The organism is Vibrio neptunius (genome assembly GCA_019339365.1).
In the GTDB taxonomy this organism is placed as follows: Bacteria; Pseudomonadota; Gammaproteobacteria; order Enterobacterales; family Vibrionaceae; genus Vibrio; species Vibrio neptunius.
Genome location: CP079859.1, coordinates 2,834,026 through 2,857,260, shown reverse-complemented (window position 1 = coordinate 2,857,260; position 23,235 = coordinate 2,834,026). Strand labels below are relative to the sequence as shown.

The 23,235-nt window shown below is 44.6% G+C and carries 17 protein-coding genes, 1 other RNA gene and 4 pseudogenes; 12 read left to right on the top strand and 10 right to left on the bottom strand.

The window, feature by feature from the left end; genetic code table 11:
- Positions 1–103: 103 nt before the first annotated feature.
- Positions 104–1,976 (bottom strand): annotated as a pseudogene (locus KW548_13370) (MFS transporter).
- A 27-nt stretch (positions 1,977–2,003) separates the two neighbouring features.
- Positions 2,004–2,594, bottom strand: a complete 591-nt coding sequence (locus tag KW548_13365; GenBank protein QXX06099.1) for a WHG domain-containing protein — start codon at positions 2,592–2,594, stop codon at positions 2,004–2,006.
- A gap of 192 nt (positions 2,595–2,786) precedes the next feature.
- Here KW548_13365 and KW548_13360 point away from each other — a divergent pair, with 192 nt between their 5' ends.
- Positions 2,787–3,665, top strand: a complete 879-nt coding sequence (locus KW548_13360; GenBank protein ID QXX06098.1) for a Tim44 domain-containing protein — start codon at positions 2,787–2,789, stop codon at positions 3,663–3,665.
- A 105-nt stretch (positions 3,666–3,770) separates the two neighbouring features.
- The gene (locus KW548_13355) at positions 3,771–4,091 is read left to right on the top strand and encodes a DUF1244 domain-containing protein (GenBank protein ID QXX06097.1); all 321 of its coding nucleotides are present in this window, start codon (positions 3,771–3,773) and stop codon (positions 4,089–4,091) included.
- A 74-nt stretch (positions 4,092–4,165) separates the two neighbouring features.
- Here KW548_13355 and KW548_13350 read toward each other — a convergent pair.
- Positions 4,166–5,229: pseudogene (locus KW548_13350) on the bottom strand (PLP-dependent cysteine synthase family protein).
- A 115-nt stretch (positions 5,230–5,344) separates the two neighbouring features.
- Here KW548_13350 and KW548_13345 point away from each other — a divergent pair.
- Positions 5,345–5,819: pseudogene (locus KW548_13345) on the top strand (Lrp/AsnC family transcriptional regulator).
- Between the two features lie 174 nt (positions 5,820–5,993).
- Here the strand turns inward: KW548_13345 and bla are convergent.
- Positions 5,994–6,845: a class A beta-lactamase gene (bla, locus tag KW548_13340; GenBank protein QXX06096.1), complete on the bottom strand. Its 852-nt coding sequence runs from the start codon at positions 6,843–6,845 to the stop codon at positions 5,994–5,996.
- Positions 6,846–6,963: 118 nt separating this feature from the next.
- Complete coding sequence (gene tesB / locus KW548_13335) at positions 6,964–7,824, bottom strand: acyl-CoA thioesterase II (GenBank protein ID QXX06095.1); 861 nt, start codon at positions 7,822–7,824, stop codon at positions 6,964–6,966.
- Between the two features lie 191 nt (positions 7,825–8,015).
- Between tesB and KW548_13330 the strand changes: the two genes are divergently transcribed.
- Positions 8,016–8,444, top strand: a complete 429-nt coding sequence (locus tag KW548_13330) for a YbaY family lipoprotein (protein QXX06094.1) — start codon at positions 8,016–8,018, stop codon at positions 8,442–8,444.
- 21 nt (positions 8,445–8,465) lie between these two features.
- Here the strand turns inward: KW548_13330 and KW548_13325 are convergent, their stop codons facing one another.
- The gene (locus KW548_13325) at positions 8,466–8,768 is read right to left on the bottom strand and encodes an MGMT family protein (protein ID QXX06093.1); all 303 of its coding nucleotides are present in this window, start codon (positions 8,766–8,768) and stop codon (positions 8,466–8,468) included.
- 50 nt (positions 8,769–8,818) lie between these two features.
- Between KW548_13325 and KW548_13320 the strand changes: the two genes are divergently transcribed.
- From KW548_13320 to KW548_13305, 4 genes are all read left to right on the top strand, one after another.
- Positions 8,819–9,559: a hypothetical protein gene (locus KW548_13320; GenBank protein ID QXX06092.1), complete on the top strand. Its 741-nt coding sequence runs from the start codon at positions 8,819–8,821 to the stop codon at positions 9,557–9,559.
- Positions 9,560–9,700: 141 nt separating this feature from the next.
- Positions 9,701–11,728, top strand: coding sequence for a transporter substrate-binding domain-containing protein (locus tag KW548_13315; protein QXX06091.1), 2,028 nt, complete (start codon positions 9,701–9,703; stop codon positions 11,726–11,728).
- A 120-nt stretch (positions 11,729–11,848) separates the two neighbouring features.
- Positions 11,849–11,945, top strand: an RNA gene (ffs, locus tag KW548_13310) — signal recognition particle sRNA small type.
- 434 nt (positions 11,946–12,379) lie between these two features.
- The gene (locus KW548_13305) at positions 12,380–12,565 is read left to right on the top strand and encodes a hypothetical protein (protein ID QXX06090.1); all 186 of its coding nucleotides are present in this window, start codon (positions 12,380–12,382) and stop codon (positions 12,563–12,565) included.
- A gap of 295 nt (positions 12,566–12,860) precedes the next feature.
- Here KW548_13305 and KW548_13300 read toward each other — a convergent pair whose 3' ends face one another.
- From KW548_13300 to KW548_13285, 4 genes are read right to left on the bottom strand one after another with little or no spacing between them, the layout of a single operon-like run.
- The gene (locus KW548_13300) at positions 12,861–14,213 is read right to left on the bottom strand and encodes a KAP family NTPase (protein QXX06089.1); all 1,353 of its coding nucleotides are present in this window, start codon (positions 14,211–14,213) and stop codon (positions 12,861–12,863) included.
- Between the two features lie 30 nt (positions 14,214–14,243).
- Positions 14,244–14,843 carry a hypothetical protein gene (locus KW548_13295; protein QXX06088.1) on the bottom strand — a complete coding sequence of 200 codons (600 nt, stop codon included), beginning with the start codon at positions 14,841–14,843 and terminating at the stop codon, positions 14,244–14,246.
- Positions 14,836–15,009, bottom strand: coding sequence for a hypothetical protein (locus tag KW548_13290; GenBank protein QXX06087.1), 174 nt, complete (start codon positions 15,007–15,009; stop codon positions 14,836–14,838). The genes KW548_13295 and KW548_13290 overlap by 8 nt, the downstream gene beginning before the upstream one ends.
- Positions 15,010–15,018: 9 nt before the next feature.
- On the bottom strand, positions 15,019–15,615 hold the full coding sequence (locus KW548_13285) for a tyrosine-type recombinase/integrase (protein QXX06086.1): 597 nt from the start codon (positions 15,613–15,615) through the stop codon (positions 15,019–15,021).
- 109 nt (positions 15,616–15,724) lie between these two features.
- Here KW548_13285 and KW548_13280 point away from each other — a divergent pair, with 109 nt between their 5' ends.
- From KW548_13280 to KW548_13265, 4 genes and pseudogenes are all read left to right on the top strand, one after another.
- Positions 15,725–17,428 (top strand): type I restriction-modification system subunit M, encoded by a 1,704-nt coding sequence (locus KW548_13280; GenBank protein ID QXX06085.1) that lies wholly within the window; start codon positions 15,725–15,727, stop codon positions 17,426–17,428.
- Entirely contained in the window at positions 17,418–18,722 is a 1,305-nt protein-coding gene (locus tag KW548_13275) for a restriction endonuclease subunit S (protein QXX06084.1), read from the top strand. The genes KW548_13280 and KW548_13275 overlap by 11 nt, the downstream gene beginning before the upstream one ends.
- Positions 18,723–18,739: 17 nt before the next feature.
- Positions 18,740–19,887, top strand: a pseudogene (locus KW548_13270) (DUF4268 domain-containing protein).
- Positions 19,884–23,144, top strand: coding sequence for a type I restriction endonuclease subunit R (locus KW548_13265; protein ID QXX06083.1), 3,261 nt, complete (start codon positions 19,884–19,886; stop codon positions 23,142–23,144). The pseudogene KW548_13270 and the gene KW548_13265 overlap by 4 nt, the downstream one beginning before the upstream one ends.
- The last annotated feature ends 91 nt before the right edge of the window (positions 23,145–23,235 follow it).

Here is a 23,235-nt window from a genome sequence, read left to right as displayed (position 1 = left end):
AGTAGCAATCAAAATAGCTGGTGAGTGTAACCAAATCCAGCCGATAAGTAGATTTGAATGAATTGAACATGCGTTCATTTCTACTGAACGCATGTTCGCAACTTTATTTCCAGTCACCGCGCAATTGAGCTACCTTCTCCCGCATTACCTCTGTGCTAGCAGAGGAAGAGGAAACAGGTTGGCCAGCTTCAATCTCCAACTTAGACCAGAATCGGCTAGGAAATCCGCGACAGGCTTTGCCCTTATAGCGACTAAAGAAGCTACCCCATAGCCCTTTAATGGCCATCGGTATGACAGGTACAGGGCTACGTTTTAGAATGATGTCCATGCCGCGCATAAAGTCATTCATTTCACCATCGTCGGTTAAGCGGCCTTCAGGGAAGATACACACCAGATGACCTTCGTTCAACGCTTGTTCAATTTCGTTAAAGGCATTGCGAATGGAGCGTCGGTTGGAAGCGGAGATAGGGATAACTCCCGCGCGCTTAAGAAAACGACGCAAAGGCGGAAGGTTGGCGTACTCTTCTTCCATGACAAAGCGGATCAACCTTGGACAAACGGCGCTCAACAACAAAGCGTCCATATAACTGACGTGGTTACAGACAATGAGTGCCCCCCTTTTCAGGCAGGTGGTGTAAGTTTTTATGGTTCACGCGATACATGGTATGCGTCAATATCCAGACGATGAATCGTACGGCAAAAACAGGTACGCGTAAGAACAAGGTCATGGCAACCACTAGGTTCATAACGGCGAGTAACAAAAACAGCTGCGGAATACTCATTTCTATTATCGCTAGGCAGACGATACCGAGTACAGCACTGCCAACCATAAACAGTGAGTTATAGATGTTGAGTGCTGCAATCACTTGAGCGCGCTCTGTGACTTTGGCACGCTGCTGCATCAATGCATAGAGTGGCACAATAAACACCCCACCAGATGCACCCAGCATCAACAGCGAGATGAACACAGGCCATAATGGCTGGTAAGACACAAAATCTGTAAAGTTTTCAAACTCCGGCAGACTGGCTGGGACAGAGGTTGCCATTAAGAAACCAAATATTGAAATCCCTAAACTACCCAGTGGCACGATACCGACTTCAATTCTGTGGTTGGATAATTTATCACAAGCCAGAGATCCAATGGCGATCCCGACAGAAAAAAAGTGCCAGTAGGAACGAAACCGCACTTTCACTGCCATTGAGATAAAGTTTCGTGAAATTAGGGAACTGAGTCAGGTAGGCTGCCCCCAAGAACCAGAACCAGCTGATCGCCATCAAGGCTTGGAAAATCGTTTTGTCGGATTTAGCGATGGCGATGGTATTACGGGTTTGTTTGATCGGCTGCCAGCGGAATTTTATGTCTGGTGCGCTGGCGGGTGCATCAGGAATTGAACGACTGGCGAGATACCCAAACACGGCAAACAATACGACGCATCCTGCTGCCACGTATTTAGCGCTTTCCGCTGAAGCAATAATGCCTGCACCTAGCGTGCCGAGAAGAATGGCGAGAAACGTGCCTGTTTCTACCAAAGCATTACCCGGCACCAGCTCTTGCGGTTTAAGCTGCTGTGGTAATAGTGCGTATTTTACCGGACCGAAAAATGCCGATTGCGTCCCCATCAAGAACAGTAGAATTAACAGGATGACGTAGCTTTCGGTGATAAAGCCAATTGCCCCCAGAGTCATAATGCCAATTTCAGCCAGTTTGACCTTGCGAATGAACCAAGACTTCTCATACTTATCGGCCAATACGCCAGCAGAGGCAGAAAAAAAAGGAAGAAAGGCAAAATAAACAAGCCAGCCGCAAGGTTGATGAATAAATTGCTGGAGATAGGTAAGGCACCAGCACCAGCGAAAGCGACGAAAAGCAGTAAGACGTTTTTAAAAATATTATCGTTAAAAGCACCAAAAAATTGGGTCACGAAATAGGGCAGAAATCGTCTCTGCCCTAAAAGAGAAGTTTGGCTGTTTGGCATGGTGATCCTTGTTCCTTTAGGATGCGATTACCAGTTCGCGATGTAGTTAGAGAGTAGGTTATTTATCAGTTCTTTGCCGTCGATAGGTTCTGCTGCGAAGAACTTATCATCAACACTCAACAAGGTAATACCGTGGACACCAGACCAAAGTACTCGACTGGCTTGTAACACTTCCTTTTCTGAACGGTGAGGAGCGATAACTTGGAGTAGCTGTTCAAGCATGCCCGTCATGCTATCAATACGTTCAGCTTGCCATTCGGGTAGCGTCTCACCATGCATATTGTGTTCGAAAATTAACTGCCAACGGTAAGGGTGGCGCTGGGCAAAGTCGTGATAACAGTAAGCGAGCTCATACAAGGCCGTTTTTGGCGCCTGACTCTGTTCAACAACCACTTTTGCTTCACTTGCTAGCTCATCTAGAGTCTGAGCGACAGCATGAAGCAGCAGTAGATTGTAATTACCAAACACGTTGACCAGTGTGCTTGGCACATAGCCGATCATATTCGCAACCTTGCGCAAACTTAACTCGTGATAGGAGTTTTCGCTCAAGAATTCTTTTACTGTGTCTAACGTGAGAGCGATAAGCTCATCGCGTGTATGATCGTTTCTACGGGCCATGACAAAATTTCAAAAATGAACAACGTTCAATATTCTAATGAGGCTGGGTGTGAAGCGCAACTGACTATCTTCGAATTTGCAATACTTTGATACATGTATTCGACTTTGGCATATTTCATTCTCTAGAGACAAAGGCTACTATTGCCCCATAAGTATAATTCTTACCTTATACAGGAAACCCTAAGGAAAAATATGAAACGACTTTTTTCCCTCGTTGCTTTGCTGATGGTCTCTGTTGCTATTACTCCTATCGCAGAAGCGAAGAAGTTCGGTGGCGGCAAGTCATTTGGTAAGAGCTTTAAAACAGCTCCTGCACCAAAGCAACAACAGCAAAACACAAACACGATTGGTAAAGACCAAGGCGCAAAAACGCAAGGGTCAACTAAAAAAGGCCTGATGGGCGGATTGCTTGGCGGTCTGTTAGCGGGTGGTCTTTTAGCGGCATTCTTCGGTGGCGCGTTTGAAGGAATCCAGTTCATGGATATCCTTATCATGGGCTTGGTGGCGTTTGTCATCTTCAAATTGATGCGAGGTCTGCTTGGGTCGAAGCAAGGCAGTATGAATCAGCATAAACAGCAGCCTGCTTTCGGCGGCTCTGCAGCTAAATTTGAGCAGCCTAATGTTCATAATTTCGAACAGCAGCCTCAGTCTGGCAGCCAAGGCGGTTTTGGTTTTGGTGCTCAGTCCGATATTCCGCACAACTATCCACCGGGTTTTGACAAAGTGGCTTTTGTGAATGGTTCTCGTGAGCATTACAGAACACTTCAAGGTGCATGGAACCACAACCAGCTTGAAACGATTGAGGAATATGTTTCTCCAAGTCTGTTTGAAGATTTAAAATCAGAGCGTGCGAAACTGGAAGGTGAGCAGCATACAGATGTGATGTACGTTGACGCAGAAATCGTTCGTGCCGACTACGATGCAAGCAAAGCACAGCTTAGTTTACAGTTTAGCGGTCGCTACCGTGATACTGTAGAGAATGTTGAAGAAAACATTGAAGACATCTGGCACCTTGAGCGTGACCTAACGGTACCTAATGCTCCATGGTTGATTGTCGGTATTCAAGGTTAACCGCATAACCTGATAATAAACGCCCGAGCCAAGTGCTTGGGCGTTTTTGTATTGGACAAAGACTTGATAAGATAATTCGATACAGAACAACAATAGGCAAGTAAAGTGGCTGAATTTAAGTATAAAAACCTTTCTCAGGAAGAGCAGGATAAATTGGATGCAGCGGTATTTCGCCGCCTACTTTCTCATCTTGATGAGAATAAAGACGTGCAGAACATCGATCTAATGATCCTTGCGGGGTTCTGCCGTAACTGTTTCAGTAAATGGTATAAAGCTGAAGCGGAAACTCAGGGTTTAGAACTGGATATCGATGATGCACGTGAACGTGTTTATGGTATGACTTACGATGAGTGGAAACAGAATCACCAGCCGAAAGCGACACCTGAACAACTCGCGGCTTTCGAAGCGCGTCAGAAAAAGCGTTAACGCTCTCCCCTGATATGAAAAACGCCACTCAGATGAGTGGCGTTTGAGTTTCCAACTGATGTTGTTATTGTTATTTAGATTTGGCCCGTTGCTTTAAATGCTTCTAATTTTGCGAGATAAGGTTGCAAGTCGCCGATGTTTTGTTTGACCCACTCACTATTGTAGTAGGTGTCTAGATAACGTTCACCACTATCACACAAAAGTGTCACGATAGAGCCTGTTTCACCGCGTGCTTTCATTTCACTTGCTATCTGCAGTACACCGTATAGGTTAGTTCCCGTTGACGCACCTACTTTACGGCCAAGGATCTTTTCAAGCCAATGTGCCGTTGCAACAGAAGCGGCATCTGGGATGGTGCGCATCTCATCAATCACGCCTGGAATGAAACTTGGCTCTACGCGAGGTCGACCGATGCCTTCGATTTTACTTCCGCAGTTGCCCTTGAGTTCAGGGTTCCCTGTTTTGAAGAATTCGTGGAAGACAGAATTTTCAGGGTCAACGACGCAAAGTTTAGTCGAGTGTTGTTGATAGCGAATAAAACGACCAATAGTAGCGGAAGTCCCCCCGTGCCTGGGCTCATGACTACCCATTTAGGGATAGGGTTATCTTCAAGCTTCATCTGGCTGAAAATAGAATTGGCGATATTGTTGTTACCACGCCAGTCTGTCGCACGCTCGGCATAGGTGAACTGGTCCATGTAATGGCCATTGAGTTCTTTCGCTAATCGATGTGATTCTGCGTAGATTTGATCTGAGCGATCAACCAAATGTGCTTGACCCCCATAAAACTCAATCTGCTCAATTTTCTTCTTCGCGGTGCATTTAGGCATAACGGCAATAAATGGCAAACCAAGTAGCCGAGCAAAATAGGCTTCTGATACAGCAGTACTGCCAGATGATGATTCAATAATTGGGGTTTCTGGGCCGACCCATCCATTACAGATTGCATAAAGAAACAGTGAGCGTGCCAGACGATGCTTTAAAGATCCTGTCGGATGTGTACTTTCATCTTTGAGATAAATATCGATCCCTGCCACACTGGGCAAATCCAATTTGATCAAGTGCGTATCCGCGGAACGTTGGAAATCAGCCTCAATTTTTCGAATCGCGTTATTAATCCAGTTGTGGTCTGTACACATGGGTACCTCCTTAGCATCGTTATGCTAATAATCTATCTATATATTAGGAGAAATGCTTTGCCTAATTGCCTTTAATTTGCTTTATTTGTAGAAAATTTTTCTATAGGAGTTCTTTATGGGTGTGGAGTTGGATAAGGTAGACCGAAAAATTTTAGCGTTGTTACAACAAGATGGAACCTTGTCCTTAAATGACTTAGCAGAGGCGGTGAATTTAACGACTACACCGTGCTGGAAGCGGCTGAAAAAGCTTGAAGAATCGGGTGTCATTGAAAAAAAGGGTGGCTTTGCTTAACCCGGAAAAGCTCGACTTATCTTTCACCGCTTTTGTTTTGGTGAAAACCTGCGACCATTCCCATGAGTGGTACAGTCAATTTGTTTCTACCGCGGCAGACTTTCCTGAAGTGATGGAATTCTATCGAATGGCTGGTGAGTACGACTACATGATGAAAGTTCAGGTCAAAGATATGCAATGCTTTGATAACTTCTATAAAAAATTAGTTAACTCCATTGCTGGCATCTCCAATGTCACGTCAACCTTTGCCATGGAGCCGCTCAAGTACACGACAGCGCTACCGATTGGAGAAACGTAAAGAAATGTATAGCCACGTAAAGTCTGGTAAATCAGATTCCCTTGGGTTCTCAACTGTTTTAAAGGCACCGTAGATTCGAGTTTTAGCGGCTACAGTGCCGAGCGTTCACATGGGCATTCACATTGATCATGCATTGGAGACGCAAAGAAGCCAGCGATGGCTTCTTTGTCGTTTCTACTCCACTGAAAAATGTTCAAGTACCAGTTTTGCTACTTGGTTGAGCGTTTGATTGCGCTGCGCTATATCAAGCTCTGTGTGGGTCAAATAAAGACTGATAATGATCGGTTTATGCTGCTCGTTCCATACCAGTGCGTTGATCGCTCTTGAACCTTGTTCACCAGCGCCGGTGCGATCAGCAATGGACCAACCTTGGGGTAAAATAGAGCGGATCAGAGAATCTGAGATTTTATTGTTTTTCATCCAAGTCAGCAGAGTCTGTTGGTTTTTTTCGCTCAACCCGTCTTGAAGCAAAATGGTGTTGAGAGACGTGACCATCGCATGAGGAGAGGTGGTATCGCGTTTATCACCTGGAGTGGCTTGATTCAGTTCCGGTTCATAGCGGTCAAGGCGAGTGACTTTATCATCGAGAGTTCGGACAAATTGTGTCACTTGCTGCGGGCCGCCAATTTGATGCAATACGATATTGGCCGCCGTGTTATCGCTCATCAGCATCGTCGCTTCGCAAGCTTGTTGAATTGTCATGTCTTGACCAATCAATTTTTCAGTAACCGGAGACCAAGTCACCAGATCGCTTTCTTTAATCGTGGTCGTGGCGTTTAAGCTAAGCTTGTTTTGGTCGGCAAGATCGAGTGCGCTGGCACACATCAGTGCTTTAAAGGTACTCATCATAGGAAAGCGCTCATCGCCACGATATTGCCACTGATGATTATTTTGGGTATCCAAAACGGCGACACCGAGACGACCACCAGATTGAGTCTCTAACTGAGCGACTTGTTGTGTGAGTGTGTCTGCAACCGTGTGTGATGACAAAAAGAGACAGGTCAGGGTGATAAGTATATTTTTCATTAAGATAAGCCAAATATTATACGTGGCTTTGCATCCTAATCTGAGGTCATGTCCTGAGTAAACCCGATGGGTTTAGAGTATACATAATTCTGACATTCGGTCTCTTTTTTGGGAAAGGTTATTTGGTAAACCGCATCACACCTTCCTGAACGGCAGAAGCCACCAGATGACCCTGACGGTTATAGATCTCACCACGTACTAAGCCACGCGTGTTACTGGCCGTCGGGCTTTCAATCACGTAGAGCAACCACTCATCCATCTTAAAAGGTCGATGGAACCATATTGAATGGTCGATGGTGGCGACTTGGAAATTAGGCGTCATTAGTGATACGCCATGTGGATGCAATGCGGTGACCAGAAAACCCCAGTCTGAGGCATAGCCGAGAAGATATTGATGAATGAGTTGGTTGTCCGGCATGGCTCCGTTGGCCTTAATCCACAGATATTGCTTTGCTTCTTCTTTGTGGGGTTTTAGTGGGTTTACCACTGTTACAGGGCGAGTTTCAATGGGTTTCTCACCACAAAATGCCACTTTGATTTTCTCTGGCAAAAAGTCCGCTATTTGTTCAGCAAGCTCTGATTCAGAAGCGTAATTCTCAGGGCCTGGAATGTCTGGCATGGCGTTTTGATGCTCAAAACCTGGGGCCTCACCATGGTAAGAAGCGGTGAGATAAAAAATTGGTCGACCATTTTGGATGGCTTTGACACGGCGAGTACTAAAACTTCTTCCATCCCGCAAGTTTTCTACGTCATACACAATCGGCTTTTCCGGATCCCCAGGGTAGAGAAAATAGCTATGAAATGAATGAACAGTTCGATCATCAGCCACTGTGTATCGAGCGGCAGAGAGTGCTTGGCCAATCACTTGACCACCGTATACCTGAGGCAAGCCAAGGTTCTCACTTTGGCCTCTGAAAAGCCCTTCTTCTAGCTTTTCCAGTTGTAATAGTTCTAGAAGTTCGTCGAGAGGCTTACTCATTCTCACACCTTTAACAATTTCATCAATATAGCCTTATTCTAAGCACAAATTGATCAGTTAAACAGATACTTGAACATTAAGTTATAAAAATATCTTTAGACTCAGGGTGGAGAATTCTGCTGGTTCACGTCATGACAAACCAGAGAGTGAAATCTATAATAGTTGGAATTTTAATAAGTTAGTGAGGGGTTATGAAGAAAGGATTAACTCTACTAGTGGTCGCTTTACTTGGGCTGACATTGTTGGGTTGCCAGTCCCCAGCAAAACCGACTAAAGACGTCAAAATAGATGCCATTACAGGTACGATTACATACCGAGAACGTATTGCGTTACCCGCAAACGCGCTGGTGATAGTGACTCTACAAGATATCTCACTCGCTGATGCGCCCGCGACAGTGATAGCAAAACACCGATTTGAAACGGGAGGTACTCAGGTTCCTTTTAAATTTGATTTAGCGTTTGATCCCAGAAAAATAAAGCCCCATCACACTTATAGCGTCAGTGCTCGAATCGAGGTGGAAGGCCAATTGCGTTTCATCAGTGATACCGTATATCCGGTAATCACCGATCGTCACCAGACCAGCCAACTTGACTTAGTTTTAGTGAAAGTCAGTCAATAATCTGGGCTGTAAAATGGCAGCCTAGGGCTGCCAGCGAAACTTTCTCAAGCTCACCTTTCCATCGTTGGTGACTTCAATCTCTTCTGCTATCAGCAACTCCCTTTGTCTGACTAAATGCTGCCCTTTTAGCGAAATCCTTCCTTGGCTATTAATGACCCTAAACCAAGGAAGTTTGGAATCTTTTGGCAGGTTACCTAAGGCTTTCCCGACATGGCGAGCATAGCCCGGATAACCAGCAAGTTTGGCGATTTCTCCGTAAGTCGTGACTTTTCCACATGGAATTTGGTGAATCACCGCAAAGATTTGCACTAAAAACTGGTCCATAATGATGTTGTCCTAGTTCGATTTTTCCATGGAAGGGATAAGGAGAGGGCATGATATTTTCTACATTTCAGTTCATAGTGACAACCTTGTTGGCCGTGGTTTGTGCTCGGGCTATCAGTCTGAGTGATGGCGACATTCCTATTTTGGCGTTGATCATTCCTGCGTTATGGGTCATTCCGAACAAGGGCAGTGTCGGACTTATTTTGATGGCGGCACTCACAACCTACGGTTTGACGCTGCCGTATCAGCCGATTGCACTGTCGATGAGCCAGTGGATCCTATTTCCACTGATGATGGTGGTGTTTTCCAGACGAAGCACTTTAGGTGTCGTATTGACCGCCGCACTGATTGTGGTGACCTTGCAGGTGGGCATTATGACGACTCAGTCGGCGGGCAAACTCGGTGGAGAACCTATGATCACCGTGGTGCAGACGTTAGCGGTGATCGTGACATGGTGGGCTGTACGTTATTGGCAACCCAATAACCAGCATAGTTGGTGGGCTTTGGGGCTTATTTTACCTTTGTGGATGGCTGACTTACCCTACGCGGCATTGGTTGCACTCTGTGTCACGGGGATATTCGCATCTATGGAAAGCTTGGCTAAGTTAGAAAGCTTTCACTGGGGCAAACTGTTGTGCTGGACACTCCCTACGGTCGGGTTTGCGGCATTGGTCGTCACGCCAACGGTTGAGGTGCCAAACCCAGTGTTTGTTGTGTGGATTTGCCTACTGGGTACCGCATGGATGACAGACTATATTCTGCGTAGCTCAGAAGAAGAAGCCGATTTGTAATCAAAAATAATAAATTGATTTTAAACTATGCGCTTGGACAATTTCACTATCTATGCCAGAATTGCGCATATTTTAAACATCACTTATTGTGTGGTTGCACGTGACCACCTCCTTGTCACACTGCCTTTTTGAACCTTCTCTATGCTAATAAAACGACGTTTCGGCTGGATAGCTGTCTTGTTTTTTACTATCTGGTTTCCGCCCGTCAAAGCCCAGACTCCCAATTACAAAGTTGCCATGGAAGCAGACGACGTAGTGACGCGCGTCCTGTTCGATGCCGTTGCGTCTAAGTTTTCTCTTAATATTGAATACGTCTATTATCCCAGCTTTGGCGCAATCCTTGACTCAGTGCGAGCTGGAGAGAGTGATTTCGCGGCGAACGTCACTTTTACACCAGAGAGAGCGTTAAATTTCGATTTCTCTAGTCCAACCAATATTGAATATACGTACGTATTTAGTGCTACGAATGCTACATTGGACGGGATTCGCACTGTCGGTGTGCCAAAAGGTACCATCTATGGTGAGCTAATACGCAACGCATTTCCCTCGATAACCTTGGTAGAGTACACGGGGCAGTCGGAAGCGTTAACATTACTCAAGCAAGGGAGTGTGGATGGTGTGGTTGATGCTATCAATCAGCTCAAGCCTATGTTGATTGCGGGTTATGACGCTCAGCTACTTAACAATCAGCTTTCAATTAAACCTGTCTCCATCGTCGCACGTAAAGGTGCCCATCCGGCTTTGTTAAAAAGGATTGAGCACTATGTACACAGTGCTGAAGTGCAGAAACTTTTGCGCGAATCTATCAATCAATATCAGTTTGAGATCCGTCAGCAGGCACTACGACAAGCGGTACTCAGTAGTGGTATCAACTTTAATCGCCCACTCAGAGTTAAAATAGAAAATATCGGTCAATACGCCACTTACCGCAAGGATGGTTCTATCGCCGGCATTACCGCGGATATTGTTGTTCAAGCCTGCGATATTCTGATGTTGAATTGTCAGATAGAAAGCACAGCGGATGAATCTTGGGAAAGTATGTATGGTGATTTGCTCGCCAAGCGAATAGATGTGCTCTCTCCGATTGCTATCTCTGAAGTTCGCAAAGATCTTGTTTACTACAGTGATCCGTATTATCAGCCCGAAGCAATATTGGTTAAGCGCGAAGGTTACAAAGATAATGTATATAGCAATGTCTCAGAGCTGATTGTTGAGCGCATCGGTGTGGTAAAAGATGACTTTTATGAGGAACTACTCAGGGGACTGCTGCCTAAGAAAACATTGCTCACCTACGACAGCAGCGAGTCGCAACTGAAGGCGTTAATGAATCATGAAGTCGACTACATTGCGATAAGTCGAGCCAACTTTAATACGCTTTTGCGCGAGTCAAAAGATCTCCTACCTTTGAAGGAAGATCCGTTGATAGGGGGGTATTACACTTCAGATATCGCGATTGGTTTTGCCAAAAATCAGATAGGGGCATCGCTAGCTCCTCTATTCAGTCGAGCGCTGAAAATGATAGATACCGAGAGAATTGTCCAACGCTATGACTATCGGCCAGACTGGAAAGCCACCCTTCAGGCGGAACAGCGCTTTTCGAGCCATATTAGGGCGTTATTTATGCTGGTGTTAGCCTTCCTAGCAATTGTCGCTATGTATCTTCACAACCAGTCAACCACAGACAATCTGACCCGGCTCAAGAATCGACGTTCAATGCACAGGCGTTTCCGCTCGGGTATAAGTGCTCATTACACCTTGCTCTATCTGGATGTGAATCGCTTTAAGTTCATCAATGACACCTATGGTCACGAAATCGGTGATCAGGTTCTGCGCGCGGTGGCAGAACAAATCGAACGTTTCTGGAAAGGGTACCGATATAGAATTGGCGGCGATGAGTTTATTCTTATTGGTCAGCCAGATTCGCAATCCTTAAACTCACTTTTGGAGAAGCTTTCCACTATACATTTTGTATCTGAAGCGCATCAGGTGTCTTTGGAACTCTCCGTGGCGATAGGCGTGTCTTTTCCGAGAGAAGGGCTGATGACCCTGCAAGAAGTCCTTAATCAAGCTGACCAAGCCATGTACGATCATAAACGAGAAAGTCATCAAGGTATGAGAAGTGGTCAGTCTCATGAGCAAAATGTGGTCCATTTAAGTCAGGATGGTTAACGACTAATCACTTGGCACTAAATCGAAGGAAATATTAGGAATTTCCCTTGAATTACCTGCGGTGATGGCTGATAATCCCCTCACTCCTTAGCCATGCTAAGGAAACAGAATCTATGGAGGCCCTGGTCCTCCCGCAACAATAGCTCGTGAACTCGGTCAGGTCCGGAAGGAAGCAGCCGCAGCGAGTGACTTGTGTGCCGGGATGTGGCTGGGGCTTCCACCCATTTAAAAGCCCGCAAAGTAATTTGCGGGCTTTTTTCATATTTTCACCATAAGTCTTCATCGTCTGTTTTTTTGCTGTAGGTTTACAACAAAAGTGATTTTGCTAGGTTTGACCAAACTAAGAAGTCATATCACGTAAACAACATCTGGGACTATAGTTAATAGTGCCCTGCCGCATAGGCAGTTAAGAATCAAAACCATCAAGTTTAGGCTTGACGGTTTTTCTTTTTAGTTTGCTGGCGAGATATATGGTTTAAAAATCTCCACTCCTACTTGCAAGTTAATCACGCAGGATGAACTCATTTCTGCCCCATTTCGTGTTGGTGACGCTCAATTTCACAAATCACAGTGAGGCCATTTGACCTACTTTTACTCATCTTTGTACTGTAGTGTTTAACATGATCATTCAATCACATGAGGTAGTTGTCTATGTTCAACATAAACAGAAGTCCTGAAATAAAGGAAGCAAGAGAAAAGTATGATCGCGCTTGTCAGCATCACAAGGAAATGGCAAGGCTTCATCGAGCTGGTGCGGTAAGTTCTGAAGATTTAAAAGAGGCGATAGACGATATGCGACAGGCAGAAAATGAGCTGGATGCAGCTAAAAGAGCATAATCACTCCATTTACTCGTCAGTACATCTTAGATATGAAGCCTCCCAAGCAGGCTAGCCTCTGTAGCTAGCTCAAATCTGCCCCCATTGTGATTTTCGCTCATTAAATTACTTGTCGTTCTGGCTCCAAATTTTCCCTAATAAAATTCATGTGAAAAAAATACATGTGGTTGCGTAATTATTCGTTAAAGGTGAGTAATTGGGAATCGGTGCCTGGAGGTATGCTGAAAATGATTTTGAGTCACTTCGGGACATAAGCGACTTAGGAGTTAGCCTAAATCGCCAAGCTTTATATGATTTACATTAGATTAAGGGTTTGAATTGCTTCCGCTACGATTTTTGTACGTGCCCCTTTTCTAGGAGGAAAGCCTCCTCGACGGAAGTAGGCTTCGATTAAGTGTCGCCATTCTGAGTCATGGTGATCATCACTAGGCTCAAACAGGTCTGAGTTGTACAAGCATTCTTGCGCGATCATTGTAAGGACGACTTGATGGTGTTCTGCATCAAGTGACCCTTCTCGGATGGGAACTATTTGATGCTCACCAAAGAACTCAGCAAGCTGTTTTGCATCAGCTCTTGAACGAGTAAGCGAGCTAGCTATCTGTTTGTTAAAGCAAAAGAGCATAACTCCAAAAAGTCGAAGTAGTCGGTATCCGAATACAATGTCATCAGCTAGAGCTTGCCCATTTGAGAGTTGTTGATATACCTCTATGTACCTGACTAGTGTTTCCACTTCACGTAATGAAAGTTGATGCTCACGTATTACATGCTTTACGAAAGCAAACTCGGCATTTTCTGCTAAGTTAAGGGGTTCCAAAAGGGGGCTTTGGTTAACAAGGTTTTGATAGTGGCAAACAGAAGCCAGAGACTTTTCTAGACCACTATGATTTGAAAAGGAGTTAGGTAATACGAAAGTAAACTTGAGGAATTTATCAAGATATTGTTGAGCGTTAACACTGTCACCATATCGATGATTAATAGAGGCTTTTAGTTGGTTTGTGTTGGTCACTAGGACAAACTGAACACCAGAAACAGGGAATGTGTGCTTAATTACTTCGAGTATATTCACCGCAAAGTCAGGTCGACACCGATCTAGTTCATCGATGAATACTACAATAGGCTTTTCTTCCGTAATATCAGCCATCATTTTTTGTAGAGCTTCTAGGCTTTCATTAGCCTTTATATGATCTTTTAACAGCGACTCTACTGATGAATCTATCGCTTTATCTGCTACTTTCTGGATCTCTTTGTCAAATCCATCAAGGACAGTTTCTGTATCTTGTTTTAATACATGGGCAACACCTGCTTTTGCTAAAGTTTTTAGACCATACCTAACGGTTGGTAAGACTTTTTGAACGAAGCTTTCTCGCTGCTCACCTTCAGGTAGAACTTTCAAAATTTCAGCTAGTATTGTTAGCAAAGGTTCATCGGCATGATCAGCCTGAAATGCATCAACGTAAATCAGATGATGCGAATCTCTGCCTTTCATTAAGTTGATTAGTTTATGGCAGAACTCCGTTTTTCCGGTTCCCCACCCACCGTCAACGACCATTGGGGAGATATCTATTGACGACTCAAGTAATAGAGCTACTTTTTCTGCTACGGTTTCTCGTTTGAACTCGTCACGACAAGCAAAGGTTACATTGTTCATTTTTTTAATTAAGCCTTATAAATTATATTCTTAGTGAGTAGCGTACTTGACATCGCCACGCTCGTGGCAAGTAGTCGTCCATGTGTGTTTATCAATCACTTTTGCTCCAAAAGGCCCATATACACCCCACGCGACTGTAATGTCTTCGTCCCAGCAAAGGTCGCACTGTAATGCTTCTGTAGGGATGGTCATGTTTAAAATGTCGTGTGCTATATTGTGGAGTGATGTAGGTTTGGCGCAGTAACAATTTTTACTACCTAATGGGTCTCGCAGTGTTATTGGGCCTACATATCGACGGTAAAGCTTGGGAAATACTTTTCGTAAACGTTGTTGTACTGCTTTCAGTATTGTTTGTTCGCCTTTAGCTTCAGCATTTTTCATAAGCCTAACTAGACTATCTTGGTTATCGTATTGCCCTTGATTTATCTTTGAAAACAGAGCGTTTATACGCTCTGTTCTAGATGTTGTTCTGCTGGTACTTGGCGTTTCTGGAAAAGATGTTGGTTGAATAGGCGCTATTTTTTCGCCATGTATTTTTCTAAGGTGGCGTTTAAGGTTTTTCTGTTTGATATCCTTTTTACATTGAGGGCACTCAACGAATAGCTCTTTATCAGGTAGTGAATTACTCATCAACTACCTCAACAGTCTTATGCTGAGCACCATAGTAAGTACCCTCATCTATGATGTAACGCAGCGTCACACCACAACTTGGGCAATCAAACTCTTCGTTTGGCTCAATGCACTCGTCTTCAATCCAATCCCAACCAAAGTGGTTTTCACATTCAGGGCACTGCATGATGGTTCCTCACGTCTCACAACTCTCTGAAATCCTTAGTGTATCTTCAATCTCGACGCCAAGGTATTCAATCGTGTTTTCGAGCTTAGCATGACCCAGAAGTAACTGAATAGCCCTAAGATTCTTGGTCTTAGCGTAGATCAAAGAAGCTTTGGTGCGTCGTAATGAGTGCGTCCCGTATTGTGTTTTGTCTAAGCCGATATCGGTCACCCACTTGTTTACTAAAGTCGTGTAGTAGTGATACGAGATGGGCTGCCCCTCTCTGCGTGGGCTAGGAAACAAGAAGTCGGTAGGTGACAATGCATTTTTTATGATCCATTGTGACAACGTCTGCTGCGTCTTGGGAGTGATTTCGAAGTGTACCTCTTGCTGGGTTTTCTGTTGTTTAACGATGGCTCTCGACATCACACACCCACTGCGGCTGACATCTTGTACCTTGAGATTCCGCAGATCACAAGACCTCAGTTTGCTATCAATGGCAAGATTAAACAGTGCTAACTCGAACAAGCGTTCTTCAAGCTCTAAGCGGATTCGAATCCGCCAAATGTCCTCTAATTTGAACGCTTTCTTCTGACCAACTCGTTTACCTTTGTTCCAAGCAACCATGATGTGCTCCTTACTTCATAAAATCCACTTCTAAGTAAGGCATAAATCAAGGACTTTTTAGGCTTGGGTGGTATCATGGCAAGAATTTTTCGTTTTAAAGAACACCGAAATGAACCAACAAGAACAACAATTCCTTAAAGAGCTTGAAAGTAAGCTCTGGACAGCGGCAGACAAGCTACGCTCAACGTTAGATGCGGCACAATACAAACACGCTGTGCTTGGCTTAATCTTCGTTAAATACGTATCTGATGCGTTTAAGCTGCGTCAGGAAGAAATCAAAGCAGACCTTGCTAACCCAGATCACGAATACTACCTAGATCCTGCTGACTTCTCTGAAGAAGAATTGGTAGCCGAGATCGCTATTGAACTTGAGCAACGCGACTTCTACACCGAGAAGAATGTATTCTGGCTACCAACCGAATCTCGTTGGCAGTTCCTTCAAGATAACGGCCCTCGCGTGATTGGTGGTGCCGATCTTGAGATTGATGGTAAAGCTAAGAAGATCACCTCGGTTGGTCACCTGATTGATAACGCACTTGAGGGCATCGAGCGTGATAACCCGAAACTAAAAGGTGTACTAAACAAATCTTACTCAGGTTTGAAGATCGATCAGGCTAAGTTGAATGAGCTAATCAACCTGATAGCGACGATCCCGTTTGTTCATGCAGACCTAAACAGTAAAGATATTCTTGGTCACGTGTACGAATACATGCTTGGTCAGTTTGCGCTTGCTGAGGGTAAAAAAGGTGGTCAGTTCTACACGCCAGCATCAATCGTAACGTTGATCGTTGAAATGATTGAACCCTTTGAAGGTCGAGTGTACGACCCTGCCATGGGTTCTGGTGGTTTCTTTGTGCAGTCAGAGAAGTTCATTGAGCGTCATGCAAATGAGAAGAAGGTTGATGCCCTTACTCAGAAGCAGAAGATCTCTATCTACGGTCAAGAATATAACCATACAACGTGGCAGCTAGCTGCGATGAACATGGCGATCCGTGGTCTTGATTACGATTTTGGTAAAGAGCCAGCAAGTACCTATACCAATGTTCAGCACCCTGATCTTCGTGCTGATTTCATCATGGCTAACCCTCCATTTAACATGAAAGAGTGGAATACGGGTCTTGATGATAATGATCCGCGCTTCAAATATGGCCAACCACCGTCAGGTAATGCGAACTTCGCATGGATGCAGCACATGCTTCATCATCTTGCTCCTGATGGCTCTCAGGCGCTTCTATTGGCAAACGGCTCGATGAGTTCGACAACCAACAATGAAGGTGAGATCCGCAAAGCGCTAATCGAAAACGATCTTGTTGAATGTATGGTAGCGCTACCCGGTCAACTGTTTACTAACACTCAGATTCCTGCATGTATCTGGTTCTTAACTAAGAACAAAACCGCTCGTACAGACAAAGCAGGTCGTAAGCTGCGTGATCGTAAGGGTGAAGTGCTGTTTATTGATGCTCGTAATCTTGGTTATATGAAAGACCGTGTTCTACGTGATTTTAGCTTTGATGATATTCAGAAAGTCGCCGACATCTATCACGCATGGAAAACGGGAGAAGAAGTTAATGGCGTTGGTTATGAAGACCAAGCAGGTTTCTGTAAATCCGCAACGCTTGAAGAGATCACTAAGCATGAGTTTGTGCTTACTCCGGGGCGTTATGTAGGAGCAGCCGAGGAAGAGGATGACGGTATTCCATTTGCTGAGAAGATGGCGACATTGACTGCGAAGTTGGGTGAGCAGTTTGCAGAATCAGCAACACTAGAAGCCGAAATCAAAAAGAACCTAGCGGGGTTAGGTTATGAGCTTTGAACTTCACGTTCCTGAAGGGTGGTCTCAGGTAAAACTCAGCGACTTAGGTGAAGTAAATCGAGGGCGTTCACGTCATCGTCCACGAGATGCAGCTCATTTGTACGGTGGGCCTTACCCATTTGTTCAAACTGGTGATGTAAAGGCTTCTAAAGGTCGAATTACTCAACACTCTCAGACATATAGCGAAGATGGTTTAGCTCAGAGTCGGTTATGGCCGAAAGGTACTATGTGTATCACCATAGCCGCAAACATAGCCGAAACAGGGATACTTACTTATCCAGCTTGCTTTCCAGATAGCGTAATTGGATTTATAGCTGATGAATCGAAGTGTAATGTTTACTTCATAGAGTACGTATTTCGACTGTTAAGGAAGCGCATTCAGGCACAAGCTACTGGTAGTGTACAAGACAACATTAACCTGCAAACTCTTGAACGTCTGTTGTTTCCGATTCCTGCCTTAGAAGAGCAGAATCGTATTGCTGCGGTTTTAGGCGAGCTGGATGATAAGATTCACCTCAACTATGAGATAAACCAAACCCTAGAAGAAATTGCGCAAGCTACCTTCAAGTCATGGTTTGTCGATTTTGAACCTGTCAAAGCCAAGATGAATGGAGAGCAACCAGAAGGAATGGATGCGGCGACTGCCTCGCTATTCCCAGAAAAGCTAGTTGAGTCTGAGTTGGGTTTGATTCCTGAGGGATGGGAAGTTGGCGAGCTAACTGAGCTAGCAAAGCTGGATACAACCTCAGTTAAGCCAAACAAAGAGCCGGAGACAATCTGGGAGCACTATAGTATCCCTGCTTTCGATGATGGTTATTACCCTAGTTTTGATACAGGGGAGTCTATCAAAAGCAATAAATATAAAGTTAAAGCAAATGCCGTGCTTGTTTCGAAATTGAACCCTCGCTTTCAAAGAATTTGGCTTCCTTTACCTATAGATGCTGAACAAGCTATCTGTTCAACAGAGTTTATGCAGTTTGTACCTAACGCTCCGGCCTTGAAACCTTATTTGTACAGCCTAGTTAAATCAACGCCATTTCAAAATGAGTTGATGAACACAGTTACTGGTACTACTGGATCAAGACAAAGGGCGCAGCCGAAGCAAGTAGCTAAGGCTCAGGTAGTTGTTCCGCCAAGTCAGTTAATGGAATTGTACTCAGAAAAAGTAGGCGCGATGTTTTCGATGACACAGCAAAATATTCGACAGAATATTGAGCTGGCTAAGCTGCGAGACACTCTACTTCCTAAATTGCTTTCCGGCGAAATCGAGTTAGAAACGGCAACCGAGAACTAAAATAAGGACAATAAGACGTGTTTAAGATTGATACCGAATCTAATCGAATTTCTAGGATCGAAACTAAACGTTTTAGTGACTTGGGGTTCAGAGAGCGTGACCATTTGCAGGAGTGGTTAGCTAATCAACCCGACGCACTTGGTGAAGAGTTGCTTATCATCCAGAAGGAGTTTGATGGCTTTGACGATACGAGAGAGCGCCTCGATTTGTTGGCTTTAGACAAAGACGGAAATCTTGTCATCATCGAAAATAAGCTCGACGACACAGGACGAGATGTCATGTGGCAAGCACTCAAATACGCGTCTTATTGTTCTAACTTAACGAAGTCACAAATCGTGGAAATTTTCCAAAGCTATTTGGAGCGCTTCTGCGGTGGTGGTGACGCACGAGCTCTGCTTTGTGAGTTCTTAGATGCCCCCGATCTAAGTGAAGTCGTTTTAAATTCAGGTATCAACCAACGTTTAATGCTTGTGGCTGCAAACTTCCGCAAAGAGGTGACGAGTACAGCACTGTGGTTACTTAATCATGATATCCAAGTTCAGTGCTTTAAAGTTACGCCGTATGCGATGGCTCAGGAGCTGTTTCTCAATGTCGAGCAAATTATACCGACCCCAGAGGCTAAAGAACTGATGATTGGTATGAATGCCAAAGAAGCAGAAGAAAAAGCACATCTATCGAGATTAAGCACCGCCATAAAATTCGTCACGAGTTTTGGGAGCGGCTACTCGAAAGTATGACCGATAGTTCGTGTCGCATGTTCGATAATATTAGCCCGAGTAAAGACCAGTGGTTAGGTGCTGGTTCTGGTGTGAGAAATTGTCGGTTCAATTTAATATTTGGTACTAAAGAAGCTCGTGTTGAGCTGTACCTCAGTCGACAGGCCCCAGAGGAAAACAATTTTGTCTTTGATGCGTTATTTAAGCAACGATCTGATATAGAGACGAAGTTCGGCTCTCCGATTGATTGGCAAAGGCTTGATGGCAAAAAGGCGTGTCGAATAAAAGTGAGCAAGGAATTTGACGGCTACAACCGCGAATTTTGGCCTGAGATCATCGAATGGCTAATACAAAACATGACAAAGTTTGAATTAGCTTTTAAGTCAGCGTTGCTTGAAGTCAATCGTCAGTTGAAAAGCACCAGCTTTGAGGAGCAAGACGCTATATGAAAATAACGGAAGACCAATTGGAACAACTCTGCCTTGATTGGTTCATCGGTGAAGGCTACCTCTATAAAAATGGCTACGACATCGCACCAGATGGCGACACTCCAGAGCGTGATGACTATCATCAAGTGGTGCTCAAAAAACGTTTGCTTAATCAGTTAGAGATCCTAAACCCTGAACTGCCGGAAGAGACTCTCAATCAGGTCGTGAACACGGTAAGCACCCCTGAAACTCCGGTATTAATAAAAAACAACCGAGCATTCCATAAGCTATTGATTGAGGGGGTGCCCGTTGAATACACCGTCATTGAAGATGGTCAGCCAACCCCAAAGCACACCCATGCCCGTTTGATGGATTTCACTAATTCAGATAACAATGAGTTTTTGGTGGTTAATCAGTTCACCATCACAGGTACTAAAGGCAATCGTCGCCCAGATGTCGTCGTGTTTATTAACGGTCTTCCTATCTCAGTTGTAGAGCTAAAGAACCCAGCGGATGAACATGCTGACATTTGGAATGCCTACAACCAGTTACAGACCTACAAAGATGAAATTGGTGAGTTGTTTGCGTTCAACGAAGCCTTAGTCATTAGTGATGGTTGGACGGCTCGTGTTGGTTCACTAACAGCAAATAAAGAACGCTTCTTGCCTTGGAAGACTGTCTCTGGTGAAGATGATAAGCCATTGCTTGAGTTCCAGTTGGAGACAATGGTACGCGGCTTCTTCAACCCCGATCTTTTGTTGGATTACATTCGCTATTTTGTCTTATTCGAAACTGACAACGACAAAATCATCAAGAAAATCGCTGGCTACCATCAATTTCACGCCGTTCGGGCAGCAGTAGAAGCGACAGTAAAAGCGAAGCAAGCCGATGCTAACTTGCCTTTGGTGGCTGACAACATTGCAAAATATCAGGTTCAGGCGACAAAAGGCTTAGATAAAATTAAACCCGGAAGTGGCAAAGCGGGCGTCGTTTGGCATACTCAAGGAAGCGGCAAGAGTATTTCAATGGTGTGCTACGCAAGTAAATTGCTTCAGCAGCCAACTATGAACAACCCAACGATTGTTGTCGTCACAGACCGAAATGATTTGGACGGTCAGCTCTATAACACGTTCGGCATGGCGCAAGAGACGCTCAAACAGATCCCACAGCAAGCCGATGATCGTGATTCATTACGCGATTTACTTTTTAACCGTCAGTCCGGTGGCATTATCTTCACAACCGTACAAAAGTTTGCGTTGCTCGATGAAGAAATGGCACATCCGATCCTTTCTGAGCGCTCGAATATCGTAGTTGTTTCCGATGAGGCGCACCGCAGTCAGTATGGCAACAAAGCTCGCCTTGTAGATGTTAAAGACGAAGATGGCAATGTGGTTGATCAGCGTTATGTTTATGGTTACTCCAAATACATGCGTGACGCGCTGCCAAATGCCGCTTTTATTGGTTTTACAGGTACACCGATATCAATGGATGATAAAGACACTCGCGGTGTCTTTGGTGATTATGTTTCTATCTACGATATTCAAGACGCGGTCGATGACGGCGCGACAGTGCCGATTTACTACGAATCCCGCTTAGCCAAGCTCGATATTAATCAAGATGAAATCGAAGCGCTCAACGATCAGGTAGAAGAGGAAATTGGCGAAGACGAAGAAACGGAAAGTCGGGAGAAAATAAAATCACAGTGGTCAGCACTTGAGAAACTCGTTGGTGCGGAGCCAAGAATCCAGCAGGTTGCCCAAGATCTGGTTGAGCACTTTACCATTCGCTGTGAAACTTTTCCGGGCAAGGCGATTATTGTTGCCATGAGTCGCGAGATTTGTGTGGATTTATACGATGCCATCGTGGCTATCAAACCCGAATGGCATAACGAAGATCCAAATAAAGGCGCGATCAAAATTGTTATGACAGGCAGCGCCGCTGATAAAGCCAAAATGCAGCCTCATATTCATGATAAGAAGACGAAGAAGCTGTTTGAAAAGCGCTACAAAGATACCGAAGACGAACTTCAACTGGTCATTGTGCGTGATATGTGGTTGACAGGTTTTGATGCGCCTTGCTGTCATACCATGTATATCGACAAGCCAATGAAAGGCCATAACCTTATGCAAGCGATAGCGCGTGTGAATCGTGTGTTTAAGGATAAGCCCGGAGGTTTGGTTGTTGACTATATTGGTATTGCCAATGAGCTCAAAAACGCACTGAAGACCTATACCAACAGTCAAGGGAAAGGTCAGCCTACCGTCGACACCGCCGAAGCTTTCGCTGTCTTCATGGAAAAAATAGACGTGATTCGCGGAATGTTTGCCACGCCCGTCGATGGTGACGTACTCAACTATCGTCCGGATTTTGAAACCAAACCTCTGCAACTGCTTCCGGGAGCCGTGAACCATATCTCAGGTCTCTCACACCGCAACAGCAAAGGCGAAGAAGTTCGTGATGGCAAACGCCGTTTCCTTGATGTCATGGCTGCGTTGATGAAAGCCTTCTCATTGTGTAATACCTTGGATGAGGTTGATGGTTATAAGAGTGAAATCGCCTTTTACGGAGCGATCAAGACCGCATTCTTAAAACACTCAACAGTTGATAAAAAGCGCAGTGATGAATTGCGTAATTCTGCTTTACGCCAGATCTTAAATAATGCAGTGGTGGCAGATGGTGTAGATGATATCTTTAAAACGGTTGGTTTAGATAAACCGAATATTGGCTTGCTCTCTCCTGAGTTTTTGGAAGATGTTGCCAATATGAAAGAGAAGAATTTAGCCGTTGAGTTATTAGAAAAGCTGTTGCGTGATGAAATCAAAGCTCGTATGAAAAATGATGTGGTGCAAGAGAAGAAATACTCCGACCGAATTTTAGAGTCTTTGCGTAAGTATCATAACCGCAGTATTGAAACCGCTCAGGTGATTGAAGAGCTAATCCAGTGGGCTAAAGAGATGCAAGCAGACGCAGAGATGATGGAAAAGCTGGGGCTTTCCACTGATGAAATTGCGTTTTACCGTGCATTGGTTACCAACGAAGCTTCTGTTCGTACCCTAGGTGACGATAACCTACGCCAACTAGCCATTGAACTCACTCACCAACTGCGTAAATCCGCTACGGTAGACTGGCAGAAACGTGAGAGTGTCCGAGCAAGGATGCGTAATCTTGTACGTCGTTTACTGCGTCGCTGGAAGTACCCACCTGATGCGGCAGAGGAGGCGATTAAGCTTGTTCTTGAGCAAGCAGAAGTGCTCGCTGATGGATGGTATGCAGCATAATTTTAATAGAGGCAAGGGGTAAAAACCTTGCCTTTTGCATATTTATTTATCATTGACTTCCACTTTAGTGGGGGTATTGGTTCGGTCAGAA